Source organism: Methylobacterium cerastii (assembly GCF_022179125.1).
GTDB lineage: Bacteria > Pseudomonadota > Alphaproteobacteria > Rhizobiales > Beijerinckiaceae > Methylobacterium > Methylobacterium cerastii.
In genome coordinates this window covers 46,101-72,954 of the sequence record NZ_BPQG01000016.1, presented here as the reverse complement: position 1 = coordinate 72,954, position 26,854 = coordinate 46,101, and the positions used below count along the sequence as shown (strand labels likewise).

Genomic DNA, 26,854 nt, shown 5'->3' with positions numbered 1-26,854 from the left:
CCCCTCGTCCGCAAGTACTGAGAGCCGCACGACCCGACGGCCCGATCCGCGACGGATCGGGCCTGAAGCGAAAGACCGTCCGATCCACGAGGATCGGGCGGTCTTTCGTTTTCGGACGCTTGGCGGCGCCGGAAACGCGCCCGCGCCGAAACCTTTCCGCGCGACGTCCCGTAAGAGCGCCCGTAACCCCCGGTCGCCGGGGTCCTACGAACGGTCAGGACACGCCATGACGTCGCATCACGCTTCCCGCCTCGCCACCTTCGCGCTCGCGCTCGCCCTCGGCGCCGCGCCCGTCGCCGCCTTCGCCAAGAACCCGATGGTCGGCGGCGCGCCGATGTACGCCAACAAGACGATCGTCGAGAACGCGGTCAACTCCAAGGACCACACCACGCTGGTCGCCGCCGTGAAGGCCGCCGGCCTCGTCGACACCCTGTCGGGCCCGGGCCCGTTCACCGTGTTCGCGCCGACCAACGCCGCCTTCGCCCGGCTCCCGGCCGGCACGGTCGAGACGCTGGTGAAGCCCGAGAACAAGGCCACCCTCACCAAGATCCTGACCTATCACGTGGTCTCCGGCGTCTACACCGCCAAGGAGCTGATGGCCGAGGTCAAGAAGGGCGGCGGCGAGGCCCAGCTCAAGACCGTCGAGGGCGAGCCCCTGGTGGTCACCTCCAAGGGCAAGAAGGTCTACGTGACCGACGCCAAGGGCAACACCGCCACCGTGACCATCGCCAACGTGATGCAGTCGAACGGCGTCATCCACGTCATCAACGGCGTGCTGCAGCCCTGATGGCGCGGCCGCGGTCCGGCCCAGACGCCGGACCGCGGCACGATACGAAGAACGCCCCGGACCTCGCGGTCCGGGGCGTTCTTCGTTCGAAGGTCAGGACGTCTCGGCGTCAAGACATCCCAGGCCGCCGGGCCGTCCGCCTCACTCGCGGATCAGCGTGCCGGAATAGACCACGGGTCCGGTCGGCGTGCCGTTCGGCGAACCGCCGGGCGGCTCGACCGTGACGGCGATGAGTCCGCTCGCCGCGGTCTCCGCGGGCAGGGCGATCCGGGTCGCCGCGGGGCCGACGAGGCCGATCGCCTTGGGCGAGGCGCCGGCGCCGATGTACCAGAGCTCGAGGCTCTTGCCGGAGGGGGTCTCGGCGCCGACCGGGCGCACCTCGGCGGTGCCGGCTTTCGTATCGATCCGCAGCACCAGGGCCGGCAGCGCGCCGCCGCTCTGCACCACGGCGAGGTAGCGCGTGCCGGGCGCCGGCTCGTCGCGCCGGCCGCCGACCGCGACGAACAGCGCGAGCCCGGCGGCGAGCAGCCCCGTGCCGCCCGCGGCCAGGCGCCAGCGCCGGACCTGGGCGCCGAGGCGTATCACGCGGTCGTCGTTGGCGGGCGTGGGCGGATGCGCAGGCGAAGCCGCGGCAGCCCCCGGCGCCGCGGCGCGCGCCAGCGCCCCGGCGATCCCGGGCCAGACGTGGTCCGGCGGCGTCTCGTCCGGCACGGCGAGGGCCAGCGGCCCGAGGCGCTCCTCCCACGCCGTCACCGCGCGGGCGGTGGCGGGGTCGACGGCGCGCTCCAGCTCGAACGCGGCGCGCTCGTCGAAGGAGAGCGTGCCGAGCACGTATTCGGCGGCGCGCTGGTCGCGCTCGATTTCGGGTCCGGCACCCATGGATCCTGCGCTCATGCCTGCTCCTCCAGGCAGCCCTTGAGGGCGCCGAGCGAGCGGTGCAGCCAGGTCTTGATGGTGTTCACGGGACGGTCGTAGTGGCTGGCCAGCTCCTCGCGCGACCAGCCCTCGCAATAGGCCAGCATCACGCAGGCGCGCTGCGCCGCGTCGAGGCGGGCGAGGCAGGCCGTGAGCGTGCCGCGCCCGACGATCGCCGCCTCGGTGTCGTGCGGGTCGATGAGACGTTCCACCCAGTCCTCGCCGTCCTCGCGCACCGGTCCCTGGACCTCGCCCTTGCGGCGGATCCCGTCGATGGCGCGGTTGCGCGCGATGGCGCAGAGCCACGTCATCGGCCGCCCTGATTCAGGAGCGTAGGAACCTGCCGCCTGCCAGACCCGAAGGTAGACGTCCTGCAGCACATCTTCGGCCACGCTCCGATCCCGCTGGATACGCAGGATGACCCCGTAAAGTTTCGGTGAGGTCAGGTCGTAGAGCGTGCGCAGCGCGCCCGCGTCGCCGCCGGCGATCGCGCGCAGGATCCGCTGCAGGGTGGCGTCGTCGCCCAAAGATCGTCCCCCGTCCCGTTCGCAGGTCCTCCCGCCGGCGAGGGCGATCGATCGGGACCGTTGCGGCAAGGGTTAGCGCATTCTGCGGTGATGAGAAGCCGTGGCGCCCCGATTGCCGCGGTTCTCCCGCGGGATGCGAAAGCGGAAAGGCGGCATCCCATGACGGTCGCGCTCGCACGCCGCCGCCGCGTCGCCCTGCCGGGGTGTCGCTCGCCGACGGCGCGTCCTATCTCCCCTGATCAAGGTACGCCGCGTGCGTATCCGAAACATTCGACCGACCCTCCGGCCCCGCGCCGGAGCGCAGACATCTCGAAGGACCGACGCGGCATGGCCTCGCAGGGTGACTGGAAAATCCCGGCTTCGACGCAGCCGAAGCCGGGCGATTACGGCTACGACCTCGACCATGCGCTGGCGGCGATGGTCCAGCTCTCCGCCCGCGTGCCGGCCGAGGCCTTCACCGCCGAGACGCTCGGCACCGAGCGGGCGGGCAACGGCGTGGTCATCGGCGAGGACGGCCTCGTGCTGACCATCGGATACCTGGTGACCGAGGCCGAGAGCGTGTGGCTCACCACCAACGACGGCCGCTCCGTGCCCGGCCACGTCATGGGGTTCGACGCCGCGACCGGCTTCGGCCTGGTCCAGGCCCTCGGGCCTCTGGGCGTGCCGGCGCTCAAGCTCGGCTCCTCCGGCAGCCTGAAGATCGGCGACCGGGCGGTGGTGGCCGGGGCCGGCGGTCGCCAGCGCTGCGTCGCCGCGCAGATCGTCGCCCGGCAGGAATTCGCCGGCTACTGGGAGTACGTCCTCGACGAGGCGCTGTTCACCGCGCCCTCGCACCCGAACTGGGGCGGGACCGCGCTGATCGGCCCGGAGGGCGACCTCCTCGGCATCGGCTCGCTCCAGCTCCAGCAGGGCGGCACGTCGGGTCCGCGGGCGATCAACATGGTGGTGCCGATCGACCTGCTGCCGCCGATCCTCGACGACCTGACCTCGCGTGGGCGCGCCAACCGTCCGGCCCGCCCCTGGCTCGGCCTCTACGCCACCGAGAGCGAGGACGGCGTCGTGGTGATGGGGCTGGCCGACAACGGCCCGGCCGAGGCGGCGGACCTGCGCGCGGGCGACGTGATCGAGGCGGTGGCGGGCGAGCCGGTGGCGGACCTCGCCGACTTCTTCCGCAGCGTCTGGGCGCTCGGCGAGGCGGGCGTGCGCGTGCCGCTGACGATCCGCCGCGACGGCCGCGCGATGAAGCCGATCCTGGTCTCTGGCGACCGCGAGCGCTTCCTGATGAGCCCGCCGCTGCACTGACCCGGCCGCCTCGGCTTGGCTGCGAGGCTTGGCCACCAGGCTTGGCTGTACGCCCGACAACACGTCCGTCAGTGGAAATTCATCCGGGACGACGTAGATTTCCCGCTGCCCGGCCATTCCCTTCCTGGCCGGACATCGAAGGAGATCGCGTCATGACGCACGTGAAGACTTTTGGTGTGGCCGGCCTCGCCACGGCAGCCGGCCTGGCAGGAGCGGTGCTCCTCGCACCCGCCGCTCAGGCGCTGCCGCTGGCGCCGCTGTCCGGCGGCGCGCTGATCGAGACGGTCGCGGGCGGCTGCGGCCCCGGCTTCCACCCCAATCCCTGGGGCATGTGCCGGCCGAACTGGGGCCCGCGTCCGTACTGGCGGCGCCCGCCCGGCTACGGCCCCTACGGCTACGGCCCGCCGCGCCCGTTCTACGGCCGCCCGGCCTATTACGGGCCGCGCCACTTCTACTGAAACCCCGCACGGCCCGCACGCCGGGCCCTCCACGACGGCGCCGCATCGCGGATCTTCCGCGGTGCGGCGCCGTCGTTTTCAAGATCATCGCGCGGAACGACAGTCTTACGCGGGCGCATCGACCGGCGTCCCCGATTCAGCGCAGACGACCGCAAGATCATCCGCCCCGACCTGGCCATCCGAGCAGGCCACGACGCGCCCGCGACCTATGCGCGCGACTCCGCCAGCGCGGCAGCCTCGAAAACAGGCTTTCCAAAACCTTGCCAAATCGTTGTGCGGCGCATGTCGAAGCTGCATGGCAGGCTCACCGAGCGCGGCCTGCCGCTGCGCTGCAGCAAGCTTATATGTGCATTGCACCAACAAGAGGCATCGGTGCCCACGCGGTCGTCACCGTCTGCCTGAACAAAGGTCAATGTCATGTCCGCCGCCCGTAGCGTCCTCAGCCGTTTCCGCGCCTACCTCCGTTACCGCGAGACCGTCACCGAGCTGTCCCGCCTGTCCGATCGCGACCTCGCCGACCTCGGCATCAACCGCTTCGAGATCCAAGGCATCGCCCGCGGCTGATCTTCCGGACGTCTGCCGGCCCGTTGCTTCGGGCCGGCCCGTTCCGGTATCCCGGGGCATGTCCAGCTCTAGAAACACCATCCACGTCGTCGGCGGCGGCCTCGCAGGCTCCGAATCCGCCTGGCAGATCGCCGAAGCCGGCCACCACGCGGTCCTGCACGAGATGCGGCCGGTGCGCGGCACCGAGGCGCATCACGGCGAAGGCTTGGCCGAGCTCGTCTGCTCCAACTCCTTCCGCTCCGACGACCCGAACGGCAACGCCGTCGGCCTTCTGCACCAGGAGATGCGCACCCTCGGGTCGCTGATCCTGCGCGCGGCCGACCGGCATCAGGTCCCGGCCGGCGGCGCGCTGGCGGTCGACCGCGACGGCTTCTCCGCCGCCGTCACCGCCGCGCTCGAAGCGCATCCCAACGTCACCATCGTCCGCGAAGAGGTCGCCGGGTTGCCGCCGGAAGCCTGGGGGCCGTGCATCGTCGCCACCGGCCCGCTGACCGCGCCGTCGCTCGCCGAGGGGATTCGCGCGATCACCGGCGCCGACGCGCTCGCCTTCTTCGACGCCATCGCCCCGATCGTCCACCGCGACTCGATCGACATGGACAAGGCGTGGTTCCAGTCGCGCTACGACAAGGTCGGGCCCGGCGGCACGGGGGCCGACTACATCAACTGCCCGATGGACCGGGCGCAGTACGAGGCGTTCATCCAGGCCCTCGTGGACGGCGAGAAGATCGGCTTCAAGGAGTGGGAGGCCTCGACGCCCTACTTCGACGGCTGCCTGCCGATCGAGGTGATGGCCGAGCGCGGCGCCGAGACCCTGCGCCACGGCCCGATGAAGCCCGTCGGGCTCACCAACCCGCACGATCCTCAGGTGAAGGCCTGCGCCATCGTGCAGCTGCGCCAGGACAACGCGCTCGGCACCCTCTACAACATGGTCGGGTTCCAGACGAAGCTGACCTATTCCGAGCAGGTCCGCGTCTTCCGCACCATCCCCGGCCTGGAGAACGCGGAGTTCGCCCGCCTCGGGGGGCTCCACCGCAACACCTATCTCGACAGCCCGCGCCTGCTCGACGCGACCCTGCGCCTGAAAGTCCGGCCGTCGTTGCGCTTCGCCGGCCAGATCACCGGCTGCGAGGGCTACGTCGAGAGCGCGGCGATCGGCCTGATGGCCGGGCGCTTCGCCGTGGCGGAGGCCGAGGGCCGCGCCCTGGAGCCGCTGCCGCAGACCACCGCGCTCGGCGCGCTGATCGCCCACATCACCGGCGGCCACATCCTCGACGACGTGCCCGAAGAGCCGGGCGAGGAGACGGCCGAGGCGCTGGTGAAGGCGCCGGCCAAGCCGCGCTCGTTCCAGCCGATGAACGTCAACTTCGGGCTGTTCCCGCCGCTCGCCGCGATGCCGCGCAACGAGACCGGCAAGCGCCTGCGCGGGCCGGAGAAGGCGATGCTCAAGCGCCAGGCCCTGACCGACCGGGCGCGCGCCGACCTCTCGGCCTGGATCGCGGGCACGGTGCCCCAGGCGGCGGCCGCCGAGTAGCGGCTCCGCACGTCCGAACCATCACAAAAGTCCGGGAGACTCACGATCTCGCCTTGAGCCCGCGCCCGTCCCGGCGAACAGTGCTCCGAACGGCCGCGGCCGAAGCAGAGGGGGCGAGGCCGTGGCGGGATCATACGAGGGGTCGACCGGATCGAAGGTCGGGGCGGTGCTGCGGGTCACCAGCGGCAACTTCCTGGAGATGTTCGACTTCTTCCTGTTCGGCTTCTACGCGACCTACATCGCGAAGGCGTTCTTCCCGTCGGGCGACGCGTTCGTCTCGCTGATGCTCACCTTCATGACCTTCGGCGCCGGCTTCCTGATGCGGCCGCTCGGCGCGGTGCTGCTCGGCGCCTACGTCGACCGGGTCGGGCGCCGGAAGGGGCTGATCACGACGCTGGCGATCATGGCCGCCGGCACCGTGCTGATCGCCTTCGTGCCCGGCTACGCCACGATCGGGCTGCTGGCGCCCGGCCTCGTGCTGGTCGGGCGCCTGCTCCAGGGCTTCTCGGCGGGCGTCGAGCTCGGCGGCGTCTCGGTCTACCTGTCGGAGATGGCGACCCCCGGTCGCAAGGGCTTCTACGTCTCCTGGCAGTCGGGCAGCCAGCAGGTGGCGATCATGGCGGCGGCGGCGATCGGCTACGGGCTGAACCATGCCCTGATGCCGGAGCAGATGTCGGAATGGGGCTGGCGGGTGCCGTTCTTCATCGGCTGCGCGCTGGTGCCGTTCCTGTTCTACATCCGCAACTCGCTGGAGGAGACCAAGGCCTTCGCCGAGCGCAAGCACCGGCCGGAGGCGGCGGAGATCTTCCGGACGCTCGCCGCGAACTGGCGGATCGTGCTGCTCGGCATGCTGATGGTCGCGATGACCACGATCGCGTTCTACACGATCACCGTCTACACCCCGACCTTCGGCAAGAGCGTCCTGAAGCTCACCGACACCGACAGCCTGCTCGTGACCTTCTGCGTCGCGGTCTCGAACCTGTTCTGGCTGCCGGTGATGGGGGCGCTGTCCGACCGGATCGGCCGCAAGCCCCTGCTGATCGTGTTCTCGGCGCTCACCCTGCTCACCGCCTACCCGGCGCTCACCTGGCTCGTCGGGCACGTCAGCTTCGGGGCGATGCTCGCCGTGCTGCTGTGGTTCTCGTTCCTCTACGGCAGCTACAACGGCGCCATGGTGGTGGCGCTGACCGAGGTGGTGCCGGTGGAGGTCCGCACCGCCGGGTTCTCGCTGGCCTACTCGCTCGCGACCGCCCTGTTCGGCGGGATGACGCCGCTGGTCGCCACCTGGCTGATCGAGGCGACCGGCGACAAGGCGGCGCCGGGCCTGTGGATGTCGCTCGGCGGCGCCCTCGGGCTGTTCGCGACGCTGGTGATCTATCGCGGCGGCAAGGCGATGCCCGCCGGGGCGGCCGCTTCCGTGCGCTGAGGCCTGACGGTCCGCAGCCCGGCGCCTACGCCTGGGATGTCGCGTAACCGAACACGAAGCCGACGAATGTCAGGGCCGAGAGGCCGAACACCACGAGATCTTCACCCATTGCCGCCTCCGTTCCGATCGCTCCGAACGGACAAGCTTCGACGCGCCTCCGGGTTCCGGTCGCGGCCACGCGGTCGCGGCCACCCGGAGCATCAGCCGCACCGCAGCGCCATCAGCCGCCGGCCGGGGCGGTGGCCCTCCTCGCCGGTGTCGCGGAAGCCGAGCTTGGTCAGGAGGCCCCAGGAGGCGACGTTGCCGGGGCGGCATTCGGCGACGATCAGGCGGGCGGGGAAGCGGCGCGACAGCGAGCCCAGGATGCCCGTCACCGCTTCCGTGGCGAGGCCGCGCCCGCGGGCGGCGCCGCCGACCCAGTAGCCGATCTCGATCGCGCCGGGTCCGCGCAGGTGCGTGCCGACGACGCCGACGAGGGTCCGGCCCTCGCGCGTCCGCGCGCCGAAGAACCGGTCCTCGCGTCGCCGCCCGGAGGCGATGAGCGCGCGGGCGTCGGCCAGGGTGAAGGGCGCGGGCAGGAAGTCGACGGCGCCGGTGATCGCCGGGTCGTCAGTGAGGCTGCGCAGGGCCTCCGCGTCGTCGGGCGTCAGCCCGTCGATCGTCAGGCGCGCGGTCTCCAGACCGGGCAGGTCGCTCAAGCTGTCGGCTCTCGCGCGGCGGAAAAGCATCTGCACGGATGTGGGATCGGGTGGCGGTTCCCGAAAGAGACGCTTTGGCGGGGCGATCTCATCCCGCGCTCGTGCCGCGCCCCAGGGTCCTACTCGGCGGCCTCGAAGCCCGAGAGCGGCGCCTCGACGCGGCAGACCACCCCCTCGGGCTCGTAGGCGAGGCCGACAGACCCGCCGACCGCGCCGGCGAGGCCACGCTCGATCAGCCGCGACCCGAACCCTTTTCGCGTCGGCGCCGCGACCTTCGGGCCGCCGCGCTCGGTCCAGAGCATCCGCACCATCGCGTCGGCCTCGAGCGACCACGTCACGGCGACGCGACCGCCCGGCACCGAGAGCGCGCCGTACTTCACCGCGTTGGTGGCGAGCTCGTGCATCATCAGCGCGAGCGAGAGCGCCGCCTTCGGCCCGACCTCGATCGCCGGCCCGTCGAGGGCGAAGCGCCCGGCCTGGCCGTCGTCGTGGATCGCCAGCGCCCCGGCGATCACCGCGCCGATGCCGGCGCTCTCCCGCGCGCCGGTCAGGAGGATGTCGTGGGCCTTGCCCAGCGCGATCAGGCGGGCGGCCAGCGCCTCCTTGGCGGTCTCGAAGTCGGGCGCGTTGCGCAGCGTCTGCGAAGCGATGGCCTGGACCATCGCGAGGGTGTTCTTCAGGCGGTGGCTCAGCTCGCGGTTGCGCAGCGTCTGCTGGTCCTCGGCCTGGATCCGCCCGAGCGTGCCCCAGAGCCGTTCGGCGACCTCGCGCACGAAGGCGATCTCGCCGGCGGCCCAGTCGCGCGGGCCGCGATCGTGCACGAACAGCACCCCGGCGAGCCGACCGAGGCGGATCAAGGGCACGTTCACGGCGGCCTGCGCGCCCATGCCGGCATAGGCCGCGGCGTCGTCCGCGAGCGCCGGCTCGGCGATGTCGCGGATCGCCTGCGGCAGGCCCGAGGCCAGGCGCGCCAGGGTCTCGGGAAAGGCGGCGAGGGGGCAAGGCGGAAGGGGGCCAAGCGGAAGGGGGCCGGGCGGAAGGGTCTTGGCTTGGCGGATGCCGGGCGCGGTCCAGGCGGACTCGACCCGGAACAGGCCGGCCGCGACGTCGACGTCGCCGTAGCCGGCGCGCATCGCCCCCAGGGTCGCGCCGAGGATCGCGGCGGCGGCGGCGATCGCCTCGCTGCGGCCGGAGGCGTCGCGCAGGGCGTCGCCGAGCGCGATCAGCGCGCGGTGCCGCGCCTCGGTGGTGCGCTCCAGGGTGATGTCCTCGATCATCGCCGTGATCTGCAGCCGGTCGCCGAGCGCCTGCGACACGAGGTTGACCCGGCCCCAGATGATGCGGCCGTCGGCGCGGCGGTAGCGCTTCTCCAGGGTCTCGCGCATGACCTCGCCGGCGGCGAGGCGGCGGTGCAGCGCGTCGCGCTCGGTCGCGTCCTCCGGCGGGGTCCAGCGGGCGACCGACCGGCCGACGATGGCGGCGGCCGGCGCGCCCCAGATGGCGCAGAGCTTCGCGTTGACGCTCAGCGCCTCCAGGGTGTGCGGGTCGATCTGGACGATGCCGACGTTGGCGCCCTCGAAGATCGCGCGGAAGTCGGCGGCGACCCGGTTGCGCTCGGTCAGGTCGAGCATCGCGCCGACCATGCGCAGGGGCGTGCCGTCCGGCGCACGGATCACGTAGCCGCGGTCGAGCACCTCGGCGTGGCGGCCGTCGGCGCGCAGGAAGCGGTATTCGAGGCTCCAGGCGTCGCCCCCGCCGCGGATCGCGGCGACGAGCGCCGCCTCGACCCGGTCGCGGTCGGCCGGGTGGACCTGCGCCAGCCACCACGCCCCCGTGGCGGCCGCGCCCGCGGGGTCCCAGCCGTAGGCGGTCTGCAGCGCCTCGTTCCAGGTGACGGCGTCGGCGACGAGGTCCCAGTCGCGGATCGCGTCGCTGGTCGCGCGGGCGATCAGGCGGTAGCGCTCGCGCACCGCCTCCGAGGCGAGGGCGGCGGCCTTGCGCGCCGTCACGTCCCGGACGCTGCCGACGATCCGGTTGGCGCGGCCGCCCGCGAGCACCGGACGGCCGCAGATCGCGACCCAGCGCGCCGCGCCGTCGTCCCGCGCCAGGCGGTAGTCGCCGCCGAAGCGCCCGTCGCCGGCGGGGTCGAGGGAGGCGCGCAGGTCGGCCGCCGCCCGCGCCCGGTCGTCCGCGTGGATCGTGCGCAGGAAGCTCCGGGCGAGGCTCGCCGGCTGCGCCGCGCCGATCCCGAGCAGCCGGCGGGCGGCGACGTCGCAATCGAGGTGGTCGGCCACCGGGTCGTAGTCCCAGATCCCGATCCCGGTCGCCTCGACGGCGAGCCGCATCAGCAGGGCGCTCTCGCCGAGGCGAACGGTGGTGGAGGCGCTGGCCTCCAACGCCTGGCGCTGCCGGGCGAGGCGCGCCTCGCGCCGGTCGAGGGCGGCGCGGGCCTCCAGCAGGCCGACCGTGCGGCGCCCGAGCGCGTGCAAGCCCGCCTCCTGCCCCGGGGTGAGGCCGGCGCGCGGGGCGTCGTCGAGCACGCAGAGCGTCCCGAGCGGCACGCCCGCGCGCGATTCGAGGCGGAGCGCCGCGAGGAAGCGGAACGGGCGGGGGCCGGCGCCTCCGAGGTCGGACAGGATGCCGGATTCGCCTTGCTCGACGTGCTCCTGGCAGAGCCCGCCCCGTTCGATCAGGCGCGCCGGGGCCCGGCCGCCGGGCGCGGCGATCCCGAGCTGCGCCGCCACCTGCAGGCCCGCGCCGTCGGCGAGGGCGAGGAACGCGGCCGGCGCGCCGAGCAGTTCGCGCGCGAGCAGCACGGTGTCGTCGAACCCGGTCTCGGCCGGCGGCGCGGCGGCGTGGGCCGACACCAGCGCGACCCGGTCCGGGCGGGCGTCACCGGGCGGCATCGCGCCTCGCTGCGATCCCGTCGCGGCCGGGCTGGGCCGCGCGCTCCGAAGGTCCTGCGACGGCGTGGCCCGCGCCGAGGACGGTGTCGTAGTGGCGGTGGACGGCGCCGTGGCACTCGCAGGCGGCGTCCACCATCGCGGCCCGGTCGAGGACGGTGATGCGGCCGCGCCCGACGCGGAGCAGACCTTGCGCCTGCAGGGTGCTGAGGATGCGGGTGAGATAGGTGCGCTGGACCCCGAGCATCGCCGCGAGCTGCTCGTGGGTCACGGGCAGCACGTCGCCCGCGATCCGGTCCTGGAGGGTCAGCAGCCAGCGCAGGCAGCGCGCCTCGATCGGGTGCAGGGCGTTGCAGGCCACCGATTGCAGCACCTGCGCGAGCAGGCAGTCCGAGTAGCGGGTGAACAGGGCGCGCAGGGTGGCCGAGCGGCGCTTGGCCTCCTGCAGGTGCGCCGCGTCGAGGCGCAGGGCCGGCCCGCCGATCTGCACCACGGCGCTGGTGGAGGCGGGCACCCGGCCGTCGCTGACCACGCCGCCGACGGCGCCCTCGCAACCGATCGTGGCGGTCTCGGCGCTGCGGCCGTCCTGCATCGCGATCAGCAGGGTCACCACCGTCTGCCGGCAGGGGAAGGTGATCGCGCCGACCTCGGTGCCGGCGGCGAAGATCACGTCGCCCTTGGCGTAGGTGGTCGGTTCGAGATGCGGCGCCAGCAGGGCGCGGTCGGCGTCCTGCAGGTCCTGGAGCAGGCGATTTCCGTCGAACGGGGAAGAGGACGCGGCCGGCATGCGATTCGACGGTAGGAGTTGGAACGTCACAACCTACAGGACATGCGACGGTCCGGTCCGTCCATTAGTTGACAGAACATGCACGAATTCGATGATTTTTCAGCGTCGGCGCGCGGGTTTTCCGCCGCGCACGCGCCGCGGACCCGGCGACCCGTCCGCGCAAGCGCGGACGGGAGGACTACTTGCCGGTGCAGAGGCCCTGCTGGGCGAGGCGCCCGTGCTCGCGCGGGTCGCAATCGGTCGAGAGGAACGAGGCCCACTCGGCCGGCGTACCGTAGAAGGCGTTGCGGTCGACGTCGCCGCGCACCCCCGGCACGCGGCCGGTCGAGGTGAACTGCCACAGCATCCACTTGCGGTTGGCGAAGCGCTGCTCGGGCTCGGCGGCGGTCGAGCGCAGCCAGTGCGGATAGTCGGGCAGCTCGCCCTCGAGCACGTCCTTGTGGAAGGTGATGTCGGTGTAGATGATCGGCCGCTTGCCGGTGTACCGCTCCATCTCCTCGAGCATGTACGTCGTCATCGCCAGGGCCTGCGCCTTGGGCAGCTTCTTGGGGCAGGTCTGCGAGTGGCCGTTCCACTCCACGTCCAGCACCGGGGGCAGGGCGGTCGGATCGTTGGGGACGTTCTTCTTGAACCAGTCCATCTGCTCCTTGGCCGAGCGGCACCAGAACACGAAGTGGTAGGCCCCGCGGGGCACGCCCGCCTGGCCGGCCGCGTCCCAGTTGGCGCGGAAGCGGTCGTCGACGTGGTCGCCGCCCTCCGTCGCCTTGATGAAGGCGAACTGGGTGCCGGCGGCGCGGACCGAGGCCCAGTCGACGTTGCCCTGCCACTTCGAGATGTCGATGCCCTGGATCGGATGGCTCTTGGCCCGCGCGACGCCCGGATGGGGCTTCGCGTCGCCGTTCGTCGGGTAGAAGTCGTTGTTGGCCGCGCACGCCGCGAGGCTCGCCAGCAGCGTCGCCGCGAGGATGCGTTTGGCGAAGGTGGACTTGGCGAGGGCGCGCAGGCCGGCCGAGGTCGGAGCGAGATCCACGGGTCGAGCATTCCTCAGCGACATCGATGCCCGGCCCGCCATCTGGTGAAGCGCCACAACAGAGGTATTCGATGACCCCGGGGCGGTTAACAGACTTTTGCCGTCAATGCGGCGGAATTCCGGAACCCGTGTCGGCCGAGACACATGACCGCGTGGACGGCGTCCGCGCGCCGCGCGCCGGTTCGGTTAAGTCACGCCGCCGCCTCGCTTCTTCGGAGGGCTCGGGTTGGGTAAGGTTCTGTTCACCATAGGATACGAAGGCCTCGACCCGGAGCGCCTGACCGGGGCGCTGCGCGACGCCGGATGCGGCCTGCTCGCGGACGTGCGGGCGGTGGCCAACTCGCGCAAGCGCGGGTTCTCGAAGGGCGCGCTCAAGGCCGGGATCGAGGAGGCGGGCCTCGCCTACGCCCACCTGCGCAGCCTCGGCACGCCGAAGGCCGGCCGCGAGGCCGCCCGCGCCCACGACGCGACGCTCATGCGCCAAATCTACCGCGAGGCGGTGCTCGACACCGCCGACGGCGGGCTGGCGTTGGACGAGCTCGCCCGGATGGCCGAGGCCGCGCCGACCTGCCTGCTCTGCTTCGAGCGCGACCCGGAGCGTTGCCACCGGCGCGTGCTCGCCGAACGCCTGGAAGACCGCGGCTTCACCACCGTCGACCTGTTCGGGTGACCGGCCTCGAACCCCACGACGAAGCCCGTCCGGACGGCCGGAGGCCGTCCGCAAGCGCGAACGCGCGCCGCCGCCCGTGCGGCGGACGCCTTCGACCCCGGTCGAAGGCAACGACCGTCACGCGTCGGGCCGGCCTTCGCTGAAGCGCCGGAACGCCTCCAGGGTCTCGCCGCTGACGTGGTGCTCGATGCCTTCGGCGTCGCGGCGCGCGGTCTCGGGGCTGACGCCGAGCGCGCACAGGAAGCGTTCGACGATGCGATGGCGCTCGCGCGCCTGGCTGGCGAGCGCCCGGCCGGCCTCTGTGAGGAACACCCCGCGATAGGGGCGCTGCTGCACCAGCCCGTCCTCGGCCAGCCGCTTCAGCATCTTGGCGACGGTCGGCTGCGCCACGCCGAGGCGGGCGGCGATGTCGACCTGGCGCGCCTCGCCGCCGTCGCCGATCAGGTCGGCGATCAACTCCACGTAGTCCTCGACGAGCTCGGAGCGCCGGGCCTCGCGGGCCTGCCGGAAGCTCTCGACGTGGACCTCCGGATCGATGAGCGCGGGCTCGGATCGTGGCGGATCCTGCATGGTGCCGGCTCTCTCCCCTCGAGCAGGTCGCGTGGGCGGACGCCCTGCGGCGTCCTTGCGCGCGATCCCTGCGGACACACCGGGAAGCCGGTCGGCTGCGGCGCGAGGCCCCTGTTTAGCAAAAGCGCGGCGGAAGGCGAGCCCCGGCGCGGCGCAAGAATCGCCCTTGACCTTGAGCCCGGGCGCATCTTTATAGCTCATGCTATACAAGGCGCGGCACGGGGCCGTGCGGAAGCGCGGCGACGTCCATGGACCAACCCCTCGCGGAGACGCCGGCCGGCCGCCGGATCGCGCCGCAGCGCGAAAACCTGAGCCGGCGCACCGAGCAGGGCATCCGCGACGTGCTCGACGGGCGGGCCGTCGGGCGCGGGCGGTTCCTGCTGTTCACGGGGCCCGCCGTGATGGCCTCGATCGCCTACATGGACCCCGGCAACTTCGCGACGAACATCCAGGCCGGCGCCAAGTACGGCTACCGCCTGCTCTGGGTGGTGCTGGCCGCCAACCTCGTGGCGATGCTGTTCCAGGCGCTCTCGGCCAAGCTCGGCATCGTCACGGGCCAAAACCTCGCCGAGCTCTGCCGCGCGGAGTTCCGCAAGCCCGTGCGCCTCGCGATGTGGGCGGTGAGCGAGCTCGCCGCGATGGCCACCGACCTCGCCGAGTTCCTCGGCGGCGCGATCGGGCTGTCGCTGCTCACCGGCATGCCGCTGTTCGCCGGCATGGTGGTCACGGCAATCGTCACCTACGCGATCCTGCTGCTGGAGCGCGGGGGGTTTCGCTGGATGGAGATCGTCATCGGCACGATGGTGGCCACCATCGGCCTCTGCTACGCGATCGAGCTGTTCGTCGCCCCGGTCGCCTGGGCCGACGCGGCCAGGGGCCTGACGACGCCGCGGATCCCGGACGCCGAGGCGCTGACCATCGCGGTCGGCATCATCGGCGCGACGGTGATGCCGCACGCGCTGTTCCTGCATTCGGGGCTGACGCAGGGGCGCGGCGGGGTCCGCGACGACGCCGACCGGCGCGTGCTCCTGCGCTACTCGAACCGCGAGGTGGTGGTGGCGCTGGCGCTCGCGGGCCTCGTCAACATCGCCATGGTGATCATGGCGGCGGCCGCCTTCCACCTCGGCCACAGCGAGGTCGCCGAGATCGACCAGGCCTACAAGACGCTGACGCCGCTGCTGGGTCCTGCGGCGGCGGGCGCGTTCCTGGTCTCGCTGATCGCGTCGGGCGTGTCGTCCTCGGTGGTCGGCACGATGGCCGGGCAGATGGTGATGCAGGGCTTCCTCGGCTGGCGCGTGCCGCTGGTCGTGCGGCGGCTGGCGACCATGGTGCCGGCCTTCGTGGTGATCGGGATCGGCGTCGACCCGACCCGCGCGCTGGTGCTGTCGCAGGTGGTGCTGTCCCTGGCGCTGCCGGTGCCGATGGTCGCGCTCGTGCTGTTCACCCGGCGCCGCGACCTGATGGGCGCCTTCGCCAACGGCCGGGCGACGCAGGTCGCCGCTTTGGCCGGCGCGGCCCTCGTGCTCTGCCTCAACGCGGTCCTGCTGGCGCAGGCCTTCGGCCTGCCGATCCCGGGGTTGGCGGCCGGCTGATCCGGGCTCCCGTTACAGCCGGCCCGATCCGGCATGCCGGGAGGCTGACACCGGGCCCGCTTTCGCGCTCAATGGCGTCCGGACGCGAGGGTCGAGCGGCGATGAACGCCGCCGACGGCGTCCCCGGGAGAGACGCCATGATCCGTCACCTCGTCATCGCGGCCGCGTGCCTGACCGGCGCGCACGCCGCGCTCGCCCAGGACAAGGCCGCCCCACAGAATCTCGCCCAGGCCGACCTCGCCCCCGTCAAGATCGGCGTGCTCAACGACCGCTCGGGCGTCTATTCCGATTCCACCGGCGAGGGCGCGGTGATCGCCGCGCTTCTCGCCCTGGAGGACTTCAAGCCGGCCGAGCACGGGCTCTCGGTCGAGATCGTCTCCGCCGACCACCAGAACAAGCCCGACATCGGCGCGGCGCTGACCCGGCAATGGTACGACCGCGACGAGGTCGACGCGGTGTTCGACGTGCCGACCTCCTCGGTGGCGCTCGCCGTCAACGCGATCACCCGCGAGAAGAACAAGGTGTTCGTGAATTCCGGCGGCGGCACGCCGGACCTCACCGGTGCGCAATGCACCCCCAACACCGTGCACTGGACCTACGACACGGTGGCGCTCGCCACCAGCAACGGCAAGGCGATGCTGAAGCGCGGCGGCGACACCTGGTTCTTCCTCGCCGCCGACTACGCCTTCGGCCTCGCGCTGGAGCGCGACACCCGCGCGGTGGTGCTCAAGAACGGCGGCACGGTGCTCGGCACCGTGAAGACGCCGTTCCCGACCGCCGACTTCTCGTCGTTCCTGATCCAGGCGCAGGGGTCGGGCGCCAAGGTGATCGGGCTCGCCAACGCCGGGGGCGACGCCGCCAACGCGATCAAGCAGGCGCACGAGTTCGGCATCCGCGAGAGCGGGCAGGCGCTGGCCGCCCTGCTGATCTCCTCGACCGACATCCACGCGCTCGGGACCACGATCGCCCAGGGGCTGACCCTGACGGAGGCGTTCTACTGGGACCTGGACGACCAGACCCGCGCCTTCTCCGAGCGCTTCGCCAAGCGCGACGGCGGCCGCAAGCCCACCGCCTACCAGGCCGGCGTCTACGGCGGCTTCCTGCACTACCTCAAGGCGGTGGCCGCGCTCCATTCGGCGAAGGACGGCGCGGCCGTCGTCGCAAAAATGAAGGAGATGCCGACCGACGACCCGCTGTTCGGCAAGGGCACGATCCGCGCCGACGGGCGCAAGATCCACGACATGTACCTGTTCGAGGTCAAGACACCCGCCCAATCCAAGGGCGAGTGGGACCTCTACAACATCCTGGCGGTCAACCCCGGCAAGGACGTCTTCCGCCCGCTGAACGAGGGCGGCTGCCCGCTGGTGAAGGGGTGAGCGACGGATCGAACGGGACTGACGATTCCTTCGCATGAGGCCGGAACGGCTCACGAAGGCGCCTTACAATTCTCCACCGTCATTCCGGGGCTGCGAAGCAGAGCCCGGACCCGGAGGGCCGCGCCGAAGGTGTGCAATCCAGATCCGCCGACCGTGCTCGCTGAAGTGCGACCTGCGAGTCTGGATTCTGGGCTCGCCTGCGGTGCCCCGGAATGACGGGTTTGCCTTGGATGACCGCGCGCTTCGTCAAGATGCCATGCGCGATGAGGAGGCCGCCGGCTGGGATCGCCTTCACGACCGCTTCCTCACGAAGCGCATCCATCGCAGCCAGAGCTATTCCGAGAGAGACGCCTGCACCAATCAGGCGGAGTCGTTCTTCGCCCGCCTTCGACCGCGACGAGATGGGCGTTCACCACCGCGTCAGCGGCGCTTACCTCGGTGCCTATGCTGGTGAGATGGCTTGGCGCGAGGATCACCGACGCGTCAGAAACGGCGTCCAGTACCTGAGGCGACGATCGCCGCCCTCACGCATCCGGTGTGGCGTCAGTGGAAGGGCTACTGGCAACGGTAAGCTGCTGCGCGGCTTCAACCTGCTGACTTACATCGTGATCTGAAAACTCCAGGATCTCTCCCTTCCTAAGCAATTCTGCCAATATTTCTTTTATAAGTTTTCTTTTTTCTTCCTCACTATTAAGGTAAATTGCTATTGTGTAATCGACAAGCGGCTTTGGCTTTCCTTCCATCCAGTCGCTGAAAAATCCTTTGTCGTCTTTGCGCTTACCCCTCTCAAACAGGTCTCGGAAGCGCAAAGGGGAGATACCAATGAAAGGAGAAAACTGAACCTTTTGAGTTTTGTTAGCGCCCGTTCCTACATATAGCGAATCTTGTTGCAGTTGCTCCGCATAGCTTTTCGGGTATGGCTCAATGTAAAGCACTCTACCAATGCCCGCAGCTACGATATGTTTTGAGCACATATGGCATGGAAAAGTAGTGCAATATAATATTGACCCCTTAATTGGTATTCCAAGCCTTGCGGCGTCTGATATAGCAGACATTTCAGCATGGATTATTCGACCAAATTCCAATAGATCCATTAATTGTGAACCCTTTAGTGGGCTATCTTTCTTGCTAGATTCCGCTATTACTTTCGAAACCAGTTCGTCCACCTGAGATTGATCTGATATAAAACCGGACAACGCAAGGCGTCTGACAGTATCGGCAAGTATAGCCCGCTTGATACGCTCATTTTCATCGCCTTCAAGCGTGTAGTCTCGAGCGTCGTCGGCGTCAGAACTCCAATAGGTTCCGCCGTTTGCTTTCGGAACCTCATTGCAGCCTAGGGTCTGCACCTCCCCATTGGCTGAAAAAATGGCCGCCCCTACTTGCCTGGATAAATCAAGAGATCGCAAGGCTGCACTTTTAGCAATATATATTCCGTATTCATCCTTGCTTGGACTGATTTTATTTGATCCAAAAAAAGCAAGAAGAAATCGATTTAAAGTTTCTTCAGCTTCACGCTCATTGTCGAGGTTGATAAATAAGTCCGCCAGGGCAAACGCGTCTGCTAACCGCTGTCCGTGAGACTGCCCTTGCTCGTCCTCATCACGTCGAACTAGTTTTTTAGCATCGCCTTCATGATCTACGCTGGGCCGTGATTCGATATGGTCTGCTGAAATACAATGACTAAGATATTTTATTCTATTTTCTTTTCCGGAATACAACGAAATCAGCACAAACGCTTTCTGGTAAGTTTGTCGTAGGATCTTTATCTCTTCACCTCTTTTAAACTGGTCAAATATATAAGCTTGACCTTCGAGGTAATTTTTACCTTTCTTCTGCCTATATGCGCTAATCGCCGAACAACACAGCATCGCAAGAGCGCCGTTTTGGCCTGTGATTTCGCGAAACTTATTTGCGCATTCTATGTGAGTTGTATAACGATCTTCGATCGGGGTGTCTTTTAACACCATGTCTTTGATCTTAACAGACTTCATCAGCTCAGTGACTTTAAAGTCCTGTGACTGGTAATGAAATTTAAGTAGATTTGCCTTCAGTATCTCAACGAACTTCTTGTTCTTTGTTCCGATTGGTGAACAGAGGCCAAAGACAAGTTCGGGCGCTTGGGCAGTAGGCAGCATGAGCAGGATACCGAACGCAATGGGAACAAACTTGGTGAAAGGTACATTAATCAGTGGTAGTGTCCAGGCGCCAGCTCGATTGCGGGCAGCGAGGGGAAACGCCGTGAATGCGCTAGACGAAAACTGGCTGTCGGCCGACTTAGCGAAGGTCGATGCTGATATTGAACGGTGGAGCGTAGGAATACGTGAGTCGTTCGAATCACTTTACGGTGATTCGGACACCGCTAAGAGGCTCGAAGAGGCTTCTGATCAGGACGATCAGATTTAGTCACCCAGACTAGATTCCCATTTTGATCCTTTGAGCATCTTACTGCGCCGTTTTTTGATAGATGGCGCAGTGCCTTCGACGCCAGGCGGGTGTGCTCTGTTATGAGCTTGCTGTTGCGGGCGTCGTGGCTGGTAAGTGATGGGACGGACTGCGGACCTCCCGGCTCGTCATCGACCCTGTGGCCTCTCTGATTGTGTCTAGGATGCCCTTGGTGAGTTCGGCCCCGCCCGAATAGAACTTCGCGCTTCTAACAGGGCATGGCGGCGTCTAGATCGCCCTCGTAGCCGAGTGAGCCGAGAACCTGGTCCAAGGCCGACACGTCGTTCTTGATCTCAGCGATCCGGTCTTGCAGCTTGGACGCCTCCCCGAACAGGTTGGACCGCTTCGTGAGAAGCGCCGTTATCGTCTTGTCATAGGACTCAGTACGGAAGCGGTGGCGGCGTTCGGGATCGGTCATCCCGGGGCGCCGCAGGCGAGCCCGGGATCCACAGCCGCCGACCGCACGCGCTAGATCACAACCTGTGGTTCTGGATTGCACGCATTCGGCGCGGCCCTCCGGGTCCGGGCTCTGCTTCGCAGCCCCGGAATGACGGGCCCTGGCTGGAGGGTGGTGCGTTTCATCGATCCCGGGCAGGACGCGGAGGCCTAGCCGATCACCCGCACCGGCGCGCCGTCGAGGAACCCTTGGATGTCGGCCACCGCCTCGGTGAAGTAGGTGCGGTAGTTGGCTTCGCTCACGTAGCCGAGATGGGGCAGGGCCAGCAGGTTCGGCAGGCTGCGCCAGGGCGAGTCCGCCGGCAGGGGCTCGATCTCGAACACGTCGAGGCCGGCCCCGCCGATCCGGCCTTCCGCGAGGGCGGCCTGCAGCGCCAGGCCGTCGACGAGGCCCGCCCGCGCGGTGTTGATCAGCAGGGCGTGCGGCCGCATCAGCGCGAGCGCCGCGGCGTCGACCAGCCCGCGGGTGCTGTCGCCGAGCACGAGGTGGAGCGAGACCACGTCGCTCTCGGCCATCAGCGCCGCCTTGGAGACTGAGAGCGCCACGCCGGCGTCGGCCGCCCGCGCCTCCGTGAGGTTCGGGCTCCAGGCCGAGACCAGCATGCCGAAGGCCTGGCCGATCCGGGCGACGCGGGTCCCGATCTTGCCCAAGCCCAGCAATCCGAGGCGGCGGCCGGCGAGGTCGGCGCCCACGCTCGTCTGCCAGCCGCCGGCCCGCAGGGCGTTCGCCTCCGGCACGACGCGGCGGGCAAGCGCGAGGATCAGCGCCCAGGTCAGCTCCACCGGCGGCGCGGAGCCGCTCGCCGTGCCGCAGACGACGACCCCGTGGGCCTTGGCCGCGGCGAGGTCGATGCTCGCGTTGCGCATGCCGGAGGTGACCAGGAGCTTGAGCTTCGGCAGGCGCGCGAACAGGGCGGCCGGGAACGGCGTGCGCTCGCGCATGATCACCACGATTTCGCAGTCGGCGATGGCCGCGACCAGCGCGTCCTCGGTCGTGAAGCCCTCGCGGAAGGGGCGCAGCGCGACGCGGTCCCGGAGCGGGGACCAGTCCGCGAGGGTGGTGGCGACGCCCTGGTAGTCGTCGAGGATCGCGCAGGTGAGCGGGGTCGCCTCAAGCATGGGTCGCGTCCGATTTTTAGGGCAAGGCGGGGGGCAAGACGGGGGCGGGCGCCTTCACCGGGTCGGCGAGGCGCGTCGGCAGGGTGTCGAGGCGCAGGGCCTTGCGCAGGGCGCGCGAGCCGGCATCGACGGCGATCGTCAGCGCGGCGGTGGCCGCGATCAGCACCGTGGCGACGTCGAGGCGCAATTCCGAGATCGCGGCGTCGACGTGGAAGCCCAGCGTCGCGACGCCCAGGATGCCGAAGATCGCGCTCTCGCGAAGGATCAGCTCCCAGCGGTAGAGCAGGTAGGCGAGGAACTGCCCGTAGAGCCGCGGCACGGTCTCGTAGGCGTAGAGGTTGAGGCCCGTCGGCGCGTCGGCGCGGTAGGGTAGGGCGTCGGCGTGGCGCCCCATCAGGTAGCCGACGATGCCGGCATTGTGGATCGTCAGCGCCAGGATCGCCGGCAGCATCGAGGGGCCGAGGGTCTGCAGCAGGACGTAGGCGAGCATGTATTCCGGCGTCGAGCGCAAAACCACGAGGAGCACCCGCCCCGCGGGCGCGCCGAACCGGCCGGAAAAGCGCCGCGACACCAGCGGGAACAGGACGAGGGCGCCGAGCGCGGTCGCGACCAGCGCGATCTGCGCCAGCACCAGCGTCTGCACCGCGCCGGGGAGGATCTGGCCGGTCAGGATCGGCGAGAACCAGGCCCAGAGCCGGGGCAGGGTGGCGGGGTCGAGGAGGCTCGCGTTGCGCAAGGGCGCGGGGACGACGTCGTGGGTGAGGAAGCGGACGAGGCTGGCGCCGACGTTGGTGGTGCCGACGGTGGCCGGCAGCGCCAGCGCGCTCGCCGCGATCAGCACCGGCACCGTGTTCGCCCGCACCCAGAGCCGGCGCGAGCCGATCAGCGCGTAGAACACCAGCAGCAGCGCCCCGGCCTCGGCGTAGCGCCCCTGGCGGAAGGCGGATTCGAGGTAGAACCCCATGGTCGGCAGGCCGATGAAGCCGAGCACCAGGGTCGAGCGCATGGCGCATTCGAAGCGGTAGAGGGTGTAGTGCCGGAACGCGCCCGCGACCTCCGGCAGGCGGGCGTAGAGGAAGGCCGAGACGGCGCCGGTGCCCGCGGGCAGCACCCGGAGCGCCGACAGGTCGGCCTCCTCGATGATCTCCGAGTAGACCTTCGCGCAGATGCCGGCATAGGGCAGGGCGATGGCCAGGATCCCGGTGGTGGCCGAAAGCCCGAACACCTGCATCAGCAGCAGGGCCCAGAACAGCTCGTGCACCGCGCGCAGGCCGGCGCAGAGGAGGCGGACCGCGCGGAACCGCGCAAAGGGAATCGCCAGCAGGAAGCCGGCGCCGGCGCCCAACGTCACGCCGAGCACCGCGAAGGCGACCGTGTAGACGACGCTCCAGCCCTCCACCGAGAGCAGGTCGGGCCGCAACAGGCCGGCGAGCAGCCGCTGGAGGTCGGCCCAGGGGTTCAGGCTGGTGACGTGGAGGTCGGCCAGGGACAAGGCGGCGAGCGCGGCCCCCGCGAACCACAGGCTGGTCGCGGCGTAGCCAGGGCGTTGAAGCCCGATCACGCCGCCGCCTGGTAGAACGGGCTCAGCGCCGCCGCGTCGAGGCTGCGGGCGGGCGCGTCGAGGACGATGCGGCCGGCCTCCAGCACCACGATCCGGTCGGTGTGGGCGAGCGCGAGCGCCACGTCGTGGAGGGCCACCACCAGGGTCTCGTGGCCGCGGGCCATCTCGGCGAGCACGGCTGCGCCCTGCATCCGGTCCAGCGCCGAGACCGGCTCGTCGCCGACCAGGATCGGCCGGCCGTTGTAGAGCGCGCGGGCGACCGAGACCCGCTGCTGCTGCCCGCCCGACAGCGCGCCCGCCTTCTCGCGGATCTTCTCGGCCAGGCCGACCCGGGCCAGCACCGCGCGGACTTCGGCGAGGTCGGCGGCGGCCGGGCGAACCAGGGTGCGCAGGTTGTGCAGGGTCGAGCGGCGGTCGAGGCGGCCCATGTAGACGTTGTGGAACACCGACAGGGTCCGCACGAGGGCCGCCGCCTGCGGCACCAGCGCGACCCGCTCCGGGCTCTGCGCCTGGATCAGGCCGATCAGCGTCGACTTGCCCGCCCCCGAGCGCCCCAGCAGCGCGACCCGCTCGCCCGGATAAATCGTCAGGTCGATGCCGGCGAGCACCGGGCGCCCGTCGTAGGCGGCGCCCGCATCCACGAGCCGGATCGCAGGGTCTGCCATCGTGTCGGTCAGTCGAGCAGGCCGGTGGACTGCCCCACCGCGATCAGCGGCGCGTAGGCGGCGTTGTCGACGGGGATGAATTTCGAGCGGCCGAACGGCTCCAGGATCGCCGGATCGGCGATGCCGACGAGCGCCGCCTTCAGCTTCGCGGTGAAGCCGTCGCCGTAGATCGCGTCCACGTCGCCGCGCACCGTCCACTGGTAGTCGGGGAAGGTCGGGCTCTCCCAGATCACCGTGACGGCCTTGGGGTCGACCTTGCCGGCCTTGGCGTCGAGGTCCCAGACCGAATAGTCGACCGCGCCGACGGCGAAGGCGCCCGACTGCACGAGCTGGATCGTCCGGCTGTGGTCGCCCGAGAAGCCCACCGTCGGGAAGACCTGCTCGGGGGTCTTGCCCGGAAAGGCCTGCCGGATGAAGTATTCCGGCATCAGGCGGCCCGAGGTCGAGGCGCGCGAGCCGAAGGTGAAGCTCTTGCCGGCGATGTCCTTCGGGAAGTCCTTGGACGGCTGGAGGCCGGTCTTCACGTTGGCGATCAGGTAGGTCTTGAAGGCGGCGTCCTCCGCGCCTTGCGCGATCGCCTGGGAGCCCGGCACCGCCTTGCGCGCCTGCACGCCGGTGAAGCCGCCGAACCAGGCGAGCTGCACCTGCCCGTTGGTGAAGGCGGTGACGGCGGCCGGATAGTTCTTCACCGGGATGTACGTCACCGGCACGCCGAGCTTGGCTTCGAGGTAGCGCGCGACCTTGCCGAAGCGCTCGACCAGGCGGCTCTCGTCCTGATCCGGGATGCCGGTGAACACGAAGGCGGGCTTGGCGGCTTGCGCCGAGGCCGGCCCCGCCGCGGGCAGGGCGGCGAGCACCGCCAGGATCAGCGTCCGAAATCCGTCGCGCATGCTTCGTCCCCGCTCCCCGTCGACCGCCTCGGCCCTGGGCCGCCATCCGCATCGGTGACCGGCCCGCATCGGTGTCCTGCCCTCATCGGTATCCTGCCCTAGAGCATTTTCGAGCGCGGTGGATACCGGCTCGCGTGCAGAAAAAGCGGCCACGCAGGCGGTTAGAGCATGGGCCGGTCACGCCGTGGATGCGGTGGCGGCGCCGCACCGGTCGTCCTCCGCCGTGCCGACCCGCCCGGCCCGACGCCTGGCCCCGCAGGGTCGAAGGCCACGCCTTCGACCGCGGCGGGAGACACGGGCGGCAGGCACGGGCGGCAGGATGGTACGATCAACGGGAACCCGGCCCTCCGAACGCCGTTCGAGCAGGGCGAACGAACGATCACGGACGGAAAACCACCATGAAGAAGATCCTCCTCGGCGCGACCCTGGCCATCGGCCTACTCGCCGGCACGAACATGCCGAGCCAGGCGGCCCCCGGCGACGGCCTCTCCCGCAACGCCGCGGCGACCGGCAACAGCACCTTCGCCGGCCAGCATCGGATGGCCCGCCGCGGCAGCATGATGGCGCGCCCGCACATGATGCGCCGTCACCGTCATCACCGCCGCCATCGCTGACCAGATCGCCGCCGCCGGATTCGATGACGGCTCCGGCGGCGTCATACCAAATCCGGTCGATCCCTTCGGGATGGCGGATGTGGGCTTCGCTCATGCGCCGCGCGGGATGCGCCGCGCGGGCTTGCCTGATACGGCCTCCGCTTCGATCGAGCGGAGGCCGTATCAGGCGGCGGCCGCCTCATCGAGCAACCATTCGATCCGCCCCCGGCTCGTCACCCGGCCCGCCGGCAGGTCCTCGCCGGCGGCGAGCCGCCGGAGCGCCTCGCGCTTGCCCGCGCCGCCCACCAGGAACAGGATCAGGGCGGAGGAGGCGATCGCCTTGAAGGTCAGCGTCACCCGCGGCACGAACGGCGTCAGGCCGGCCTCCGGCACGGGCGCCACGAGGGCGTCCGTCACGGACAGGGCGGGCTTGCCGGGAAACAGCGAGGCGGTGTGGCCGTCCTCGCCGAGGCCGAGCAGGACGCAGTCGAACAGCGGACGGGCGGGGTCGAGCCGGTCGGCGCCATAGAACGCGAGGAGCGTGCGGGAGTAGGCCTCGGCCGCCACCTCCGGCCCGAGGTCGGTCGGGATGAAGTGCAGGTGCGCGGCCGACAAAGCCGTGCCGTGGCCGAAGGCCTCGCGCACCATGCGGACGTTGCTGTCGGCATGGTCCCACGGCACGGCACGGTCGTCGCCGAAGAACCAGTGGACCCGGTCCCAGGGCACGCGGCCGACATGGTCCGGCCCGGCGAGCAGGGCGTAGAGGCGCTTGGGCGTCGATCCGCCGGACAGCGCGATCGCGATCCGCTCGGATCGCGAGGCCTCGCAGACCGCGATCAGGCGCTCGGCAGCCTCGCGGGCCACCGCGTCGGCATCGGGAAGGACCACGGCGTCGGGCGGCAGCGCGCCCATCATGACTTTTTGGGCTCCTGGTGGCCGCCGAACCCCTTGCGCATCGCCGACAGCATCTTGTCGGCGTAGGACGCGTCCTCGCGCGAGCGGAAGCGGCGGTAGAGCGCGTTCGACAGCACCGTGGCCGGCACGGATTCCTCGATCGCCGCGTTGATCGTCCAGCGGCCCTCGCCGGAATCCTCGACGTAGCCGGAATAGTCCTCGAGCTTCTCGTCGGTGGCCAACGCGCTCGCCGTCAGGTCGAGGAGCCAGGACGAGACCACGCTGCCGCGGCGCCAGACCTCGGCGATGTCGCCGAGGTTGAGGTCGAACCGGCGCTCGGGGGGCAGCGCCTCGCTGTCGGCGTGCTTGAGGATGTCGAAGCCCTCGGCATAGGCCTGCATCAGGCCGTATTCGATGCCGTTGTGGATCATCTTGACGAAGTGGCCTGCCCCGCTCGGGCCGGCATGGATGTAGCCCTGCTCGGCGCGGGGGTCGCGGCCGTCGCGCCCCGGCGTCTTCGGGATGTCGCCGATCCCCGGCGCGAGCGTCGCGAAGACCGGGTCGAGGCGATCGACGGCCGCCTTGTCGCCGCCGATCATCATGCAGTAGCCGCGCTCCAGCCCCCAGACGCCGCCGGAGGTGCCGACGTCGACGTAGTGGATGCTCCGGTCCTTGAGCTCGCCCGCGCGGCGCACGTCGTCGCCGTAGAACGAGTTGCCGCCGTCGATGATCACGTCGTCGGCCTGCATCAGGCCGGACAGCGCCTTCACCGTGGCTTCCGTGATCGCGCCCGCCGGCAGCATCACCCAGGCGGCCCGCGGGACGTCGAGCTTGGAGACGAAGTCCTCCAGGCTGTCGGCGCCGACCGCGCCGGCCTCGACCAGCGCCTTCACCGCCTCCGGGTTCTGGTCGAAGACCACCGCCGTGTGCCCGTCGCGCAGGAGGCGCCGGACGATGTTGCCGCCCATCCGGCCGAGGCCGATCATCCCGAGCTGCATGTTTGGCACTCCTCTGAGGCTCTGTGAGGCTCTGTCGGTGGCGGCCCGCCGCACCCGGCTGCGCCCGCGAGGGGCCCCGGGCGCGGCGATCCGTCGT

25 protein-coding genes and 1 pseudogene are annotated in these 26,854 nt (G+C 70.0%); 11 read left to right on the top strand and 15 right to left on the bottom strand.

Features of this window, described 5'->3' with window-relative positions:
- Window positions 1-226 precede the first annotated feature (226 nt).
- Window positions 227-787: a fasciclin domain-containing protein gene (locus tag MFF13_RS06750; RefSeq protein ID WP_147754815.1), complete on the top strand. Its 561-nt coding sequence runs from the start codon at window positions 227-229 to the stop codon at window positions 785-787.
- Window positions 788-928: 141 nt separating this feature from the next.
- Here the strand turns inward: MFF13_RS06750 and MFF13_RS06745 are convergent, their stop codons facing one another.
- Together MFF13_RS06745 and MFF13_RS06740 are read right to left on the bottom strand one after the other, a co-directional pair.
- Complete coding sequence (locus MFF13_RS06745; RefSeq protein ID WP_147762575.1) at window positions 929-1,681, bottom strand: anti-sigma factor; 753 nt, start codon at window positions 1,679-1,681, stop codon at window positions 929-931.
- Complete coding sequence (locus tag MFF13_RS06740) at window positions 1,678-2,229, bottom strand: sigma-70 family RNA polymerase sigma factor (protein WP_147762574.1); 552 nt, start codon at window positions 2,227-2,229, stop codon at window positions 1,678-1,680. The genes MFF13_RS06745 and MFF13_RS06740 overlap by 4 nt, the downstream gene beginning before the upstream one ends.
- 327 nt (window positions 2,230-2,556) lie before the next feature.
- Between MFF13_RS06740 and MFF13_RS06735 the strand changes: the two genes are divergently transcribed.
- The 5 genes from MFF13_RS06735 to MFF13_RS06715 all read left to right on the top strand — a co-directional run bounded on the left by MFF13_RS06735 (window position 2,557) and on the right by MFF13_RS06715 (window position 7,510).
- Entirely contained in the window at window positions 2,557-3,531 is a 975-nt protein-coding gene (locus MFF13_RS06735; RefSeq protein WP_238271562.1) for a S1C family serine protease, read from the top strand.
- Window positions 3,532-3,683: 152 nt separating this feature from the next.
- Window positions 3,684-3,989 (top strand): GCG_CRPN prefix-to-repeats domain-containing protein, encoded by a 306-nt coding sequence (locus tag MFF13_RS06730; RefSeq protein WP_147762572.1) that lies wholly within the window; start codon window positions 3,684-3,686, stop codon window positions 3,987-3,989.
- Between the two features lie 417 nt (window positions 3,990-4,406).
- A complete protein-coding gene (locus tag MFF13_RS06725; protein ID WP_147754277.1) occupies window positions 4,407-4,553 on the top strand; it encodes a DUF1127 domain-containing protein in 147 nt (48 codons plus the stop codon).
- 58 nt (window positions 4,554-4,611) lie between these two features.
- The gene (gene trmFO / locus MFF13_RS06720; protein WP_147762571.1) at window positions 4,612-6,084 is read left to right on the top strand and encodes a methylenetetrahydrofolate--tRNA-(uracil(54)-C(5))-methyltransferase (FADH(2)-oxidizing) TrmFO; all 1,473 of its coding nucleotides are present in this window, start codon (window positions 4,612-4,614) and stop codon (window positions 6,082-6,084) included.
- Between the two features lie 121 nt (window positions 6,085-6,205).
- Window positions 6,206-7,510, top strand: coding sequence for an MFS transporter (locus MFF13_RS06715; RefSeq protein ID WP_147754279.1), 1,305 nt, complete (start codon window positions 6,206-6,208; stop codon window positions 7,508-7,510).
- A gap of 200 nt (window positions 7,511-7,710) precedes the next feature.
- On the opposite strand, the gene MFF13_RS06710 is transcribed toward MFF13_RS06715, so the two are convergent.
- The 4 genes from MFF13_RS06710 to MFF13_RS06695 all read right to left on the bottom strand — a co-directional run bounded on the left by MFF13_RS06710 (window position 7,711) and on the right by MFF13_RS06695 (window position 12,952).
- On the bottom strand, window positions 7,711-8,238 hold the full coding sequence (locus MFF13_RS06710) for a GNAT family N-acetyltransferase (RefSeq protein ID WP_147762614.1): 528 nt from the start codon (window positions 8,236-8,238) through the stop codon (window positions 7,711-7,713).
- An 89-nt stretch (window positions 8,239-8,327) separates the two neighbouring features.
- Window positions 8,328-11,114 (bottom strand): PAS domain-containing protein, encoded by a 2,787-nt coding sequence (locus MFF13_RS06705; protein WP_238271560.1) that lies wholly within the window; start codon window positions 11,112-11,114, stop codon window positions 8,328-8,330.
- Entirely contained in the window at window positions 11,101-11,898 is a 798-nt protein-coding gene (locus MFF13_RS06700; RefSeq protein ID WP_147765209.1) for a Crp/Fnr family transcriptional regulator, read from the bottom strand. The genes MFF13_RS06705 and MFF13_RS06700 overlap by 14 nt, the downstream gene beginning before the upstream one ends.
- A 178-nt stretch (window positions 11,899-12,076) precedes the next feature.
- On the bottom strand, window positions 12,077-12,952 hold the full coding sequence (locus tag MFF13_RS06695) for a glycoside hydrolase family 25 protein (RefSeq protein WP_373322491.1): 876 nt from the start codon (window positions 12,950-12,952) through the stop codon (window positions 12,077-12,079).
- Between the two features lie 202 nt (window positions 12,953-13,154).
- Here MFF13_RS06695 and MFF13_RS06690 point away from each other — a divergent pair, with 202 nt between their 5' ends.
- Window positions 13,155-13,598 (top strand): DUF488 domain-containing protein, encoded by a 444-nt coding sequence (locus tag MFF13_RS06690; protein WP_238271551.1) that lies wholly within the window; start codon window positions 13,155-13,157, stop codon window positions 13,596-13,598.
- Window positions 13,599-13,715: 117 nt separating this feature from the next.
- Here MFF13_RS06690 and mntR read toward each other — a convergent pair whose 3' ends face one another.
- Complete coding sequence (mntR, locus tag MFF13_RS06685; RefSeq protein WP_147754042.1) at window positions 13,716-14,168, bottom strand: manganese-binding transcriptional regulator MntR; 453 nt, start codon at window positions 14,166-14,168, stop codon at window positions 13,716-13,718.
- Between the two features lie 248 nt (window positions 14,169-14,416).
- On the opposite strand from mntR, the gene MFF13_RS06680 reads away from it, so the two are divergent.
- From MFF13_RS06680 to MFF13_RS06670, 3 genes and pseudogenes are all read left to right on the top strand, one after another.
- Window positions 14,417-15,760, top strand: coding sequence for an Nramp family divalent metal transporter (locus tag MFF13_RS06680; RefSeq protein WP_147765211.1), 1,344 nt, complete (start codon window positions 14,417-14,419; stop codon window positions 15,758-15,760).
- Between the two features lie 137 nt (window positions 15,761-15,897).
- On the top strand, window positions 15,898-17,136 hold the full coding sequence (locus tag MFF13_RS06675; RefSeq protein WP_238271550.1) for an ABC transporter substrate-binding protein: 1,239 nt from the start codon (window positions 15,898-15,900) through the stop codon (window positions 17,134-17,136).
- A 265-nt stretch (window positions 17,137-17,401) separates the two neighbouring features.
- Window positions 17,402-17,707 (top strand): annotated as a pseudogene (locus MFF13_RS06670) (transposase); the annotation flags it as partial.
- Here MFF13_RS06670 and MFF13_RS06665 read toward each other — a convergent pair.
- The 6 genes from MFF13_RS06665 to MFF13_RS06640 all read right to left on the bottom strand — a co-directional run bounded on the left by MFF13_RS06665 (window position 17,661) and on the right by MFF13_RS06640 (window position 24,272).
- Complete coding sequence (locus MFF13_RS06665; protein WP_238271548.1) at window positions 17,661-19,274, bottom strand: anti-phage dCTP deaminase; 1,614 nt, start codon at window positions 19,272-19,274, stop codon at window positions 17,661-17,663. The pseudogene MFF13_RS06670 and the gene MFF13_RS06665 overlap by 47 nt on opposite strands.
- Window positions 19,275-19,789: 515 nt before the next feature.
- Window positions 19,790-19,999, bottom strand: a complete 210-nt coding sequence (locus MFF13_RS06660) for a hypothetical protein (RefSeq protein ID WP_238271538.1) — start codon at window positions 19,997-19,999, stop codon at window positions 19,790-19,792.
- A 188-nt stretch (window positions 20,000-20,187) separates the two neighbouring features.
- A complete protein-coding gene (locus tag MFF13_RS06655) occupies window positions 20,188-21,156 on the bottom strand; it encodes a D-2-hydroxyacid dehydrogenase family protein (RefSeq protein WP_147765329.1) in 969 nt (322 codons plus the stop codon).
- 16 nt (window positions 21,157-21,172) lie between these two features.
- Complete coding sequence (locus tag MFF13_RS06650; protein WP_238271536.1) at window positions 21,173-22,717, bottom strand: PhnE/PtxC family ABC transporter permease; 1,545 nt, start codon at window positions 22,715-22,717, stop codon at window positions 21,173-21,175.
- The gene (locus tag MFF13_RS06645) at window positions 22,714-23,382 is read right to left on the bottom strand and encodes an ATP-binding cassette domain-containing protein (protein ID WP_147751493.1); all 669 of its coding nucleotides are present in this window, start codon (window positions 23,380-23,382) and stop codon (window positions 22,714-22,716) included. Before MFF13_RS06645 ends, MFF13_RS06650 begins: the two co-directional genes overlap by 4 nt.
- Before the next feature lie 8 nt (window positions 23,383-23,390).
- On the bottom strand, window positions 23,391-24,272 hold the full coding sequence (locus tag MFF13_RS06640; RefSeq protein WP_147763359.1) for a putative selenate ABC transporter substrate-binding protein: 882 nt from the start codon (window positions 24,270-24,272) through the stop codon (window positions 23,391-23,393).
- Window positions 24,273-24,670: 398 nt separating this feature from the next.
- Here MFF13_RS06640 and MFF13_RS06635 point away from each other — a divergent pair, with 398 nt between their 5' ends.
- A complete protein-coding gene (locus tag MFF13_RS06635) occupies window positions 24,671-24,886 on the top strand; it encodes a hypothetical protein (RefSeq protein ID WP_147751495.1) in 216 nt (71 codons plus the stop codon).
- Window positions 24,887-25,048: 162 nt separating this feature from the next.
- Here MFF13_RS06635 and pgl read toward each other — a convergent pair whose 3' ends face one another.
- On the bottom strand, window positions 25,049-25,777 hold the full coding sequence (gene pgl / locus MFF13_RS06630) for a 6-phosphogluconolactonase (RefSeq protein ID WP_147763386.1): 729 nt from the start codon (window positions 25,775-25,777) through the stop codon (window positions 25,049-25,051).
- Window positions 25,777-26,757, bottom strand: a complete 981-nt coding sequence (gene gnd / locus MFF13_RS06625) for a phosphogluconate dehydrogenase (NAD(+)-dependent, decarboxylating) (RefSeq protein WP_147763360.1) — start codon at window positions 26,755-26,757, stop codon at window positions 25,777-25,779. The genes pgl and gnd overlap by 1 nt, the downstream gene beginning before the upstream one ends.
- Between the last annotated feature and the right edge of the window lie 97 nt (window positions 26,758-26,854).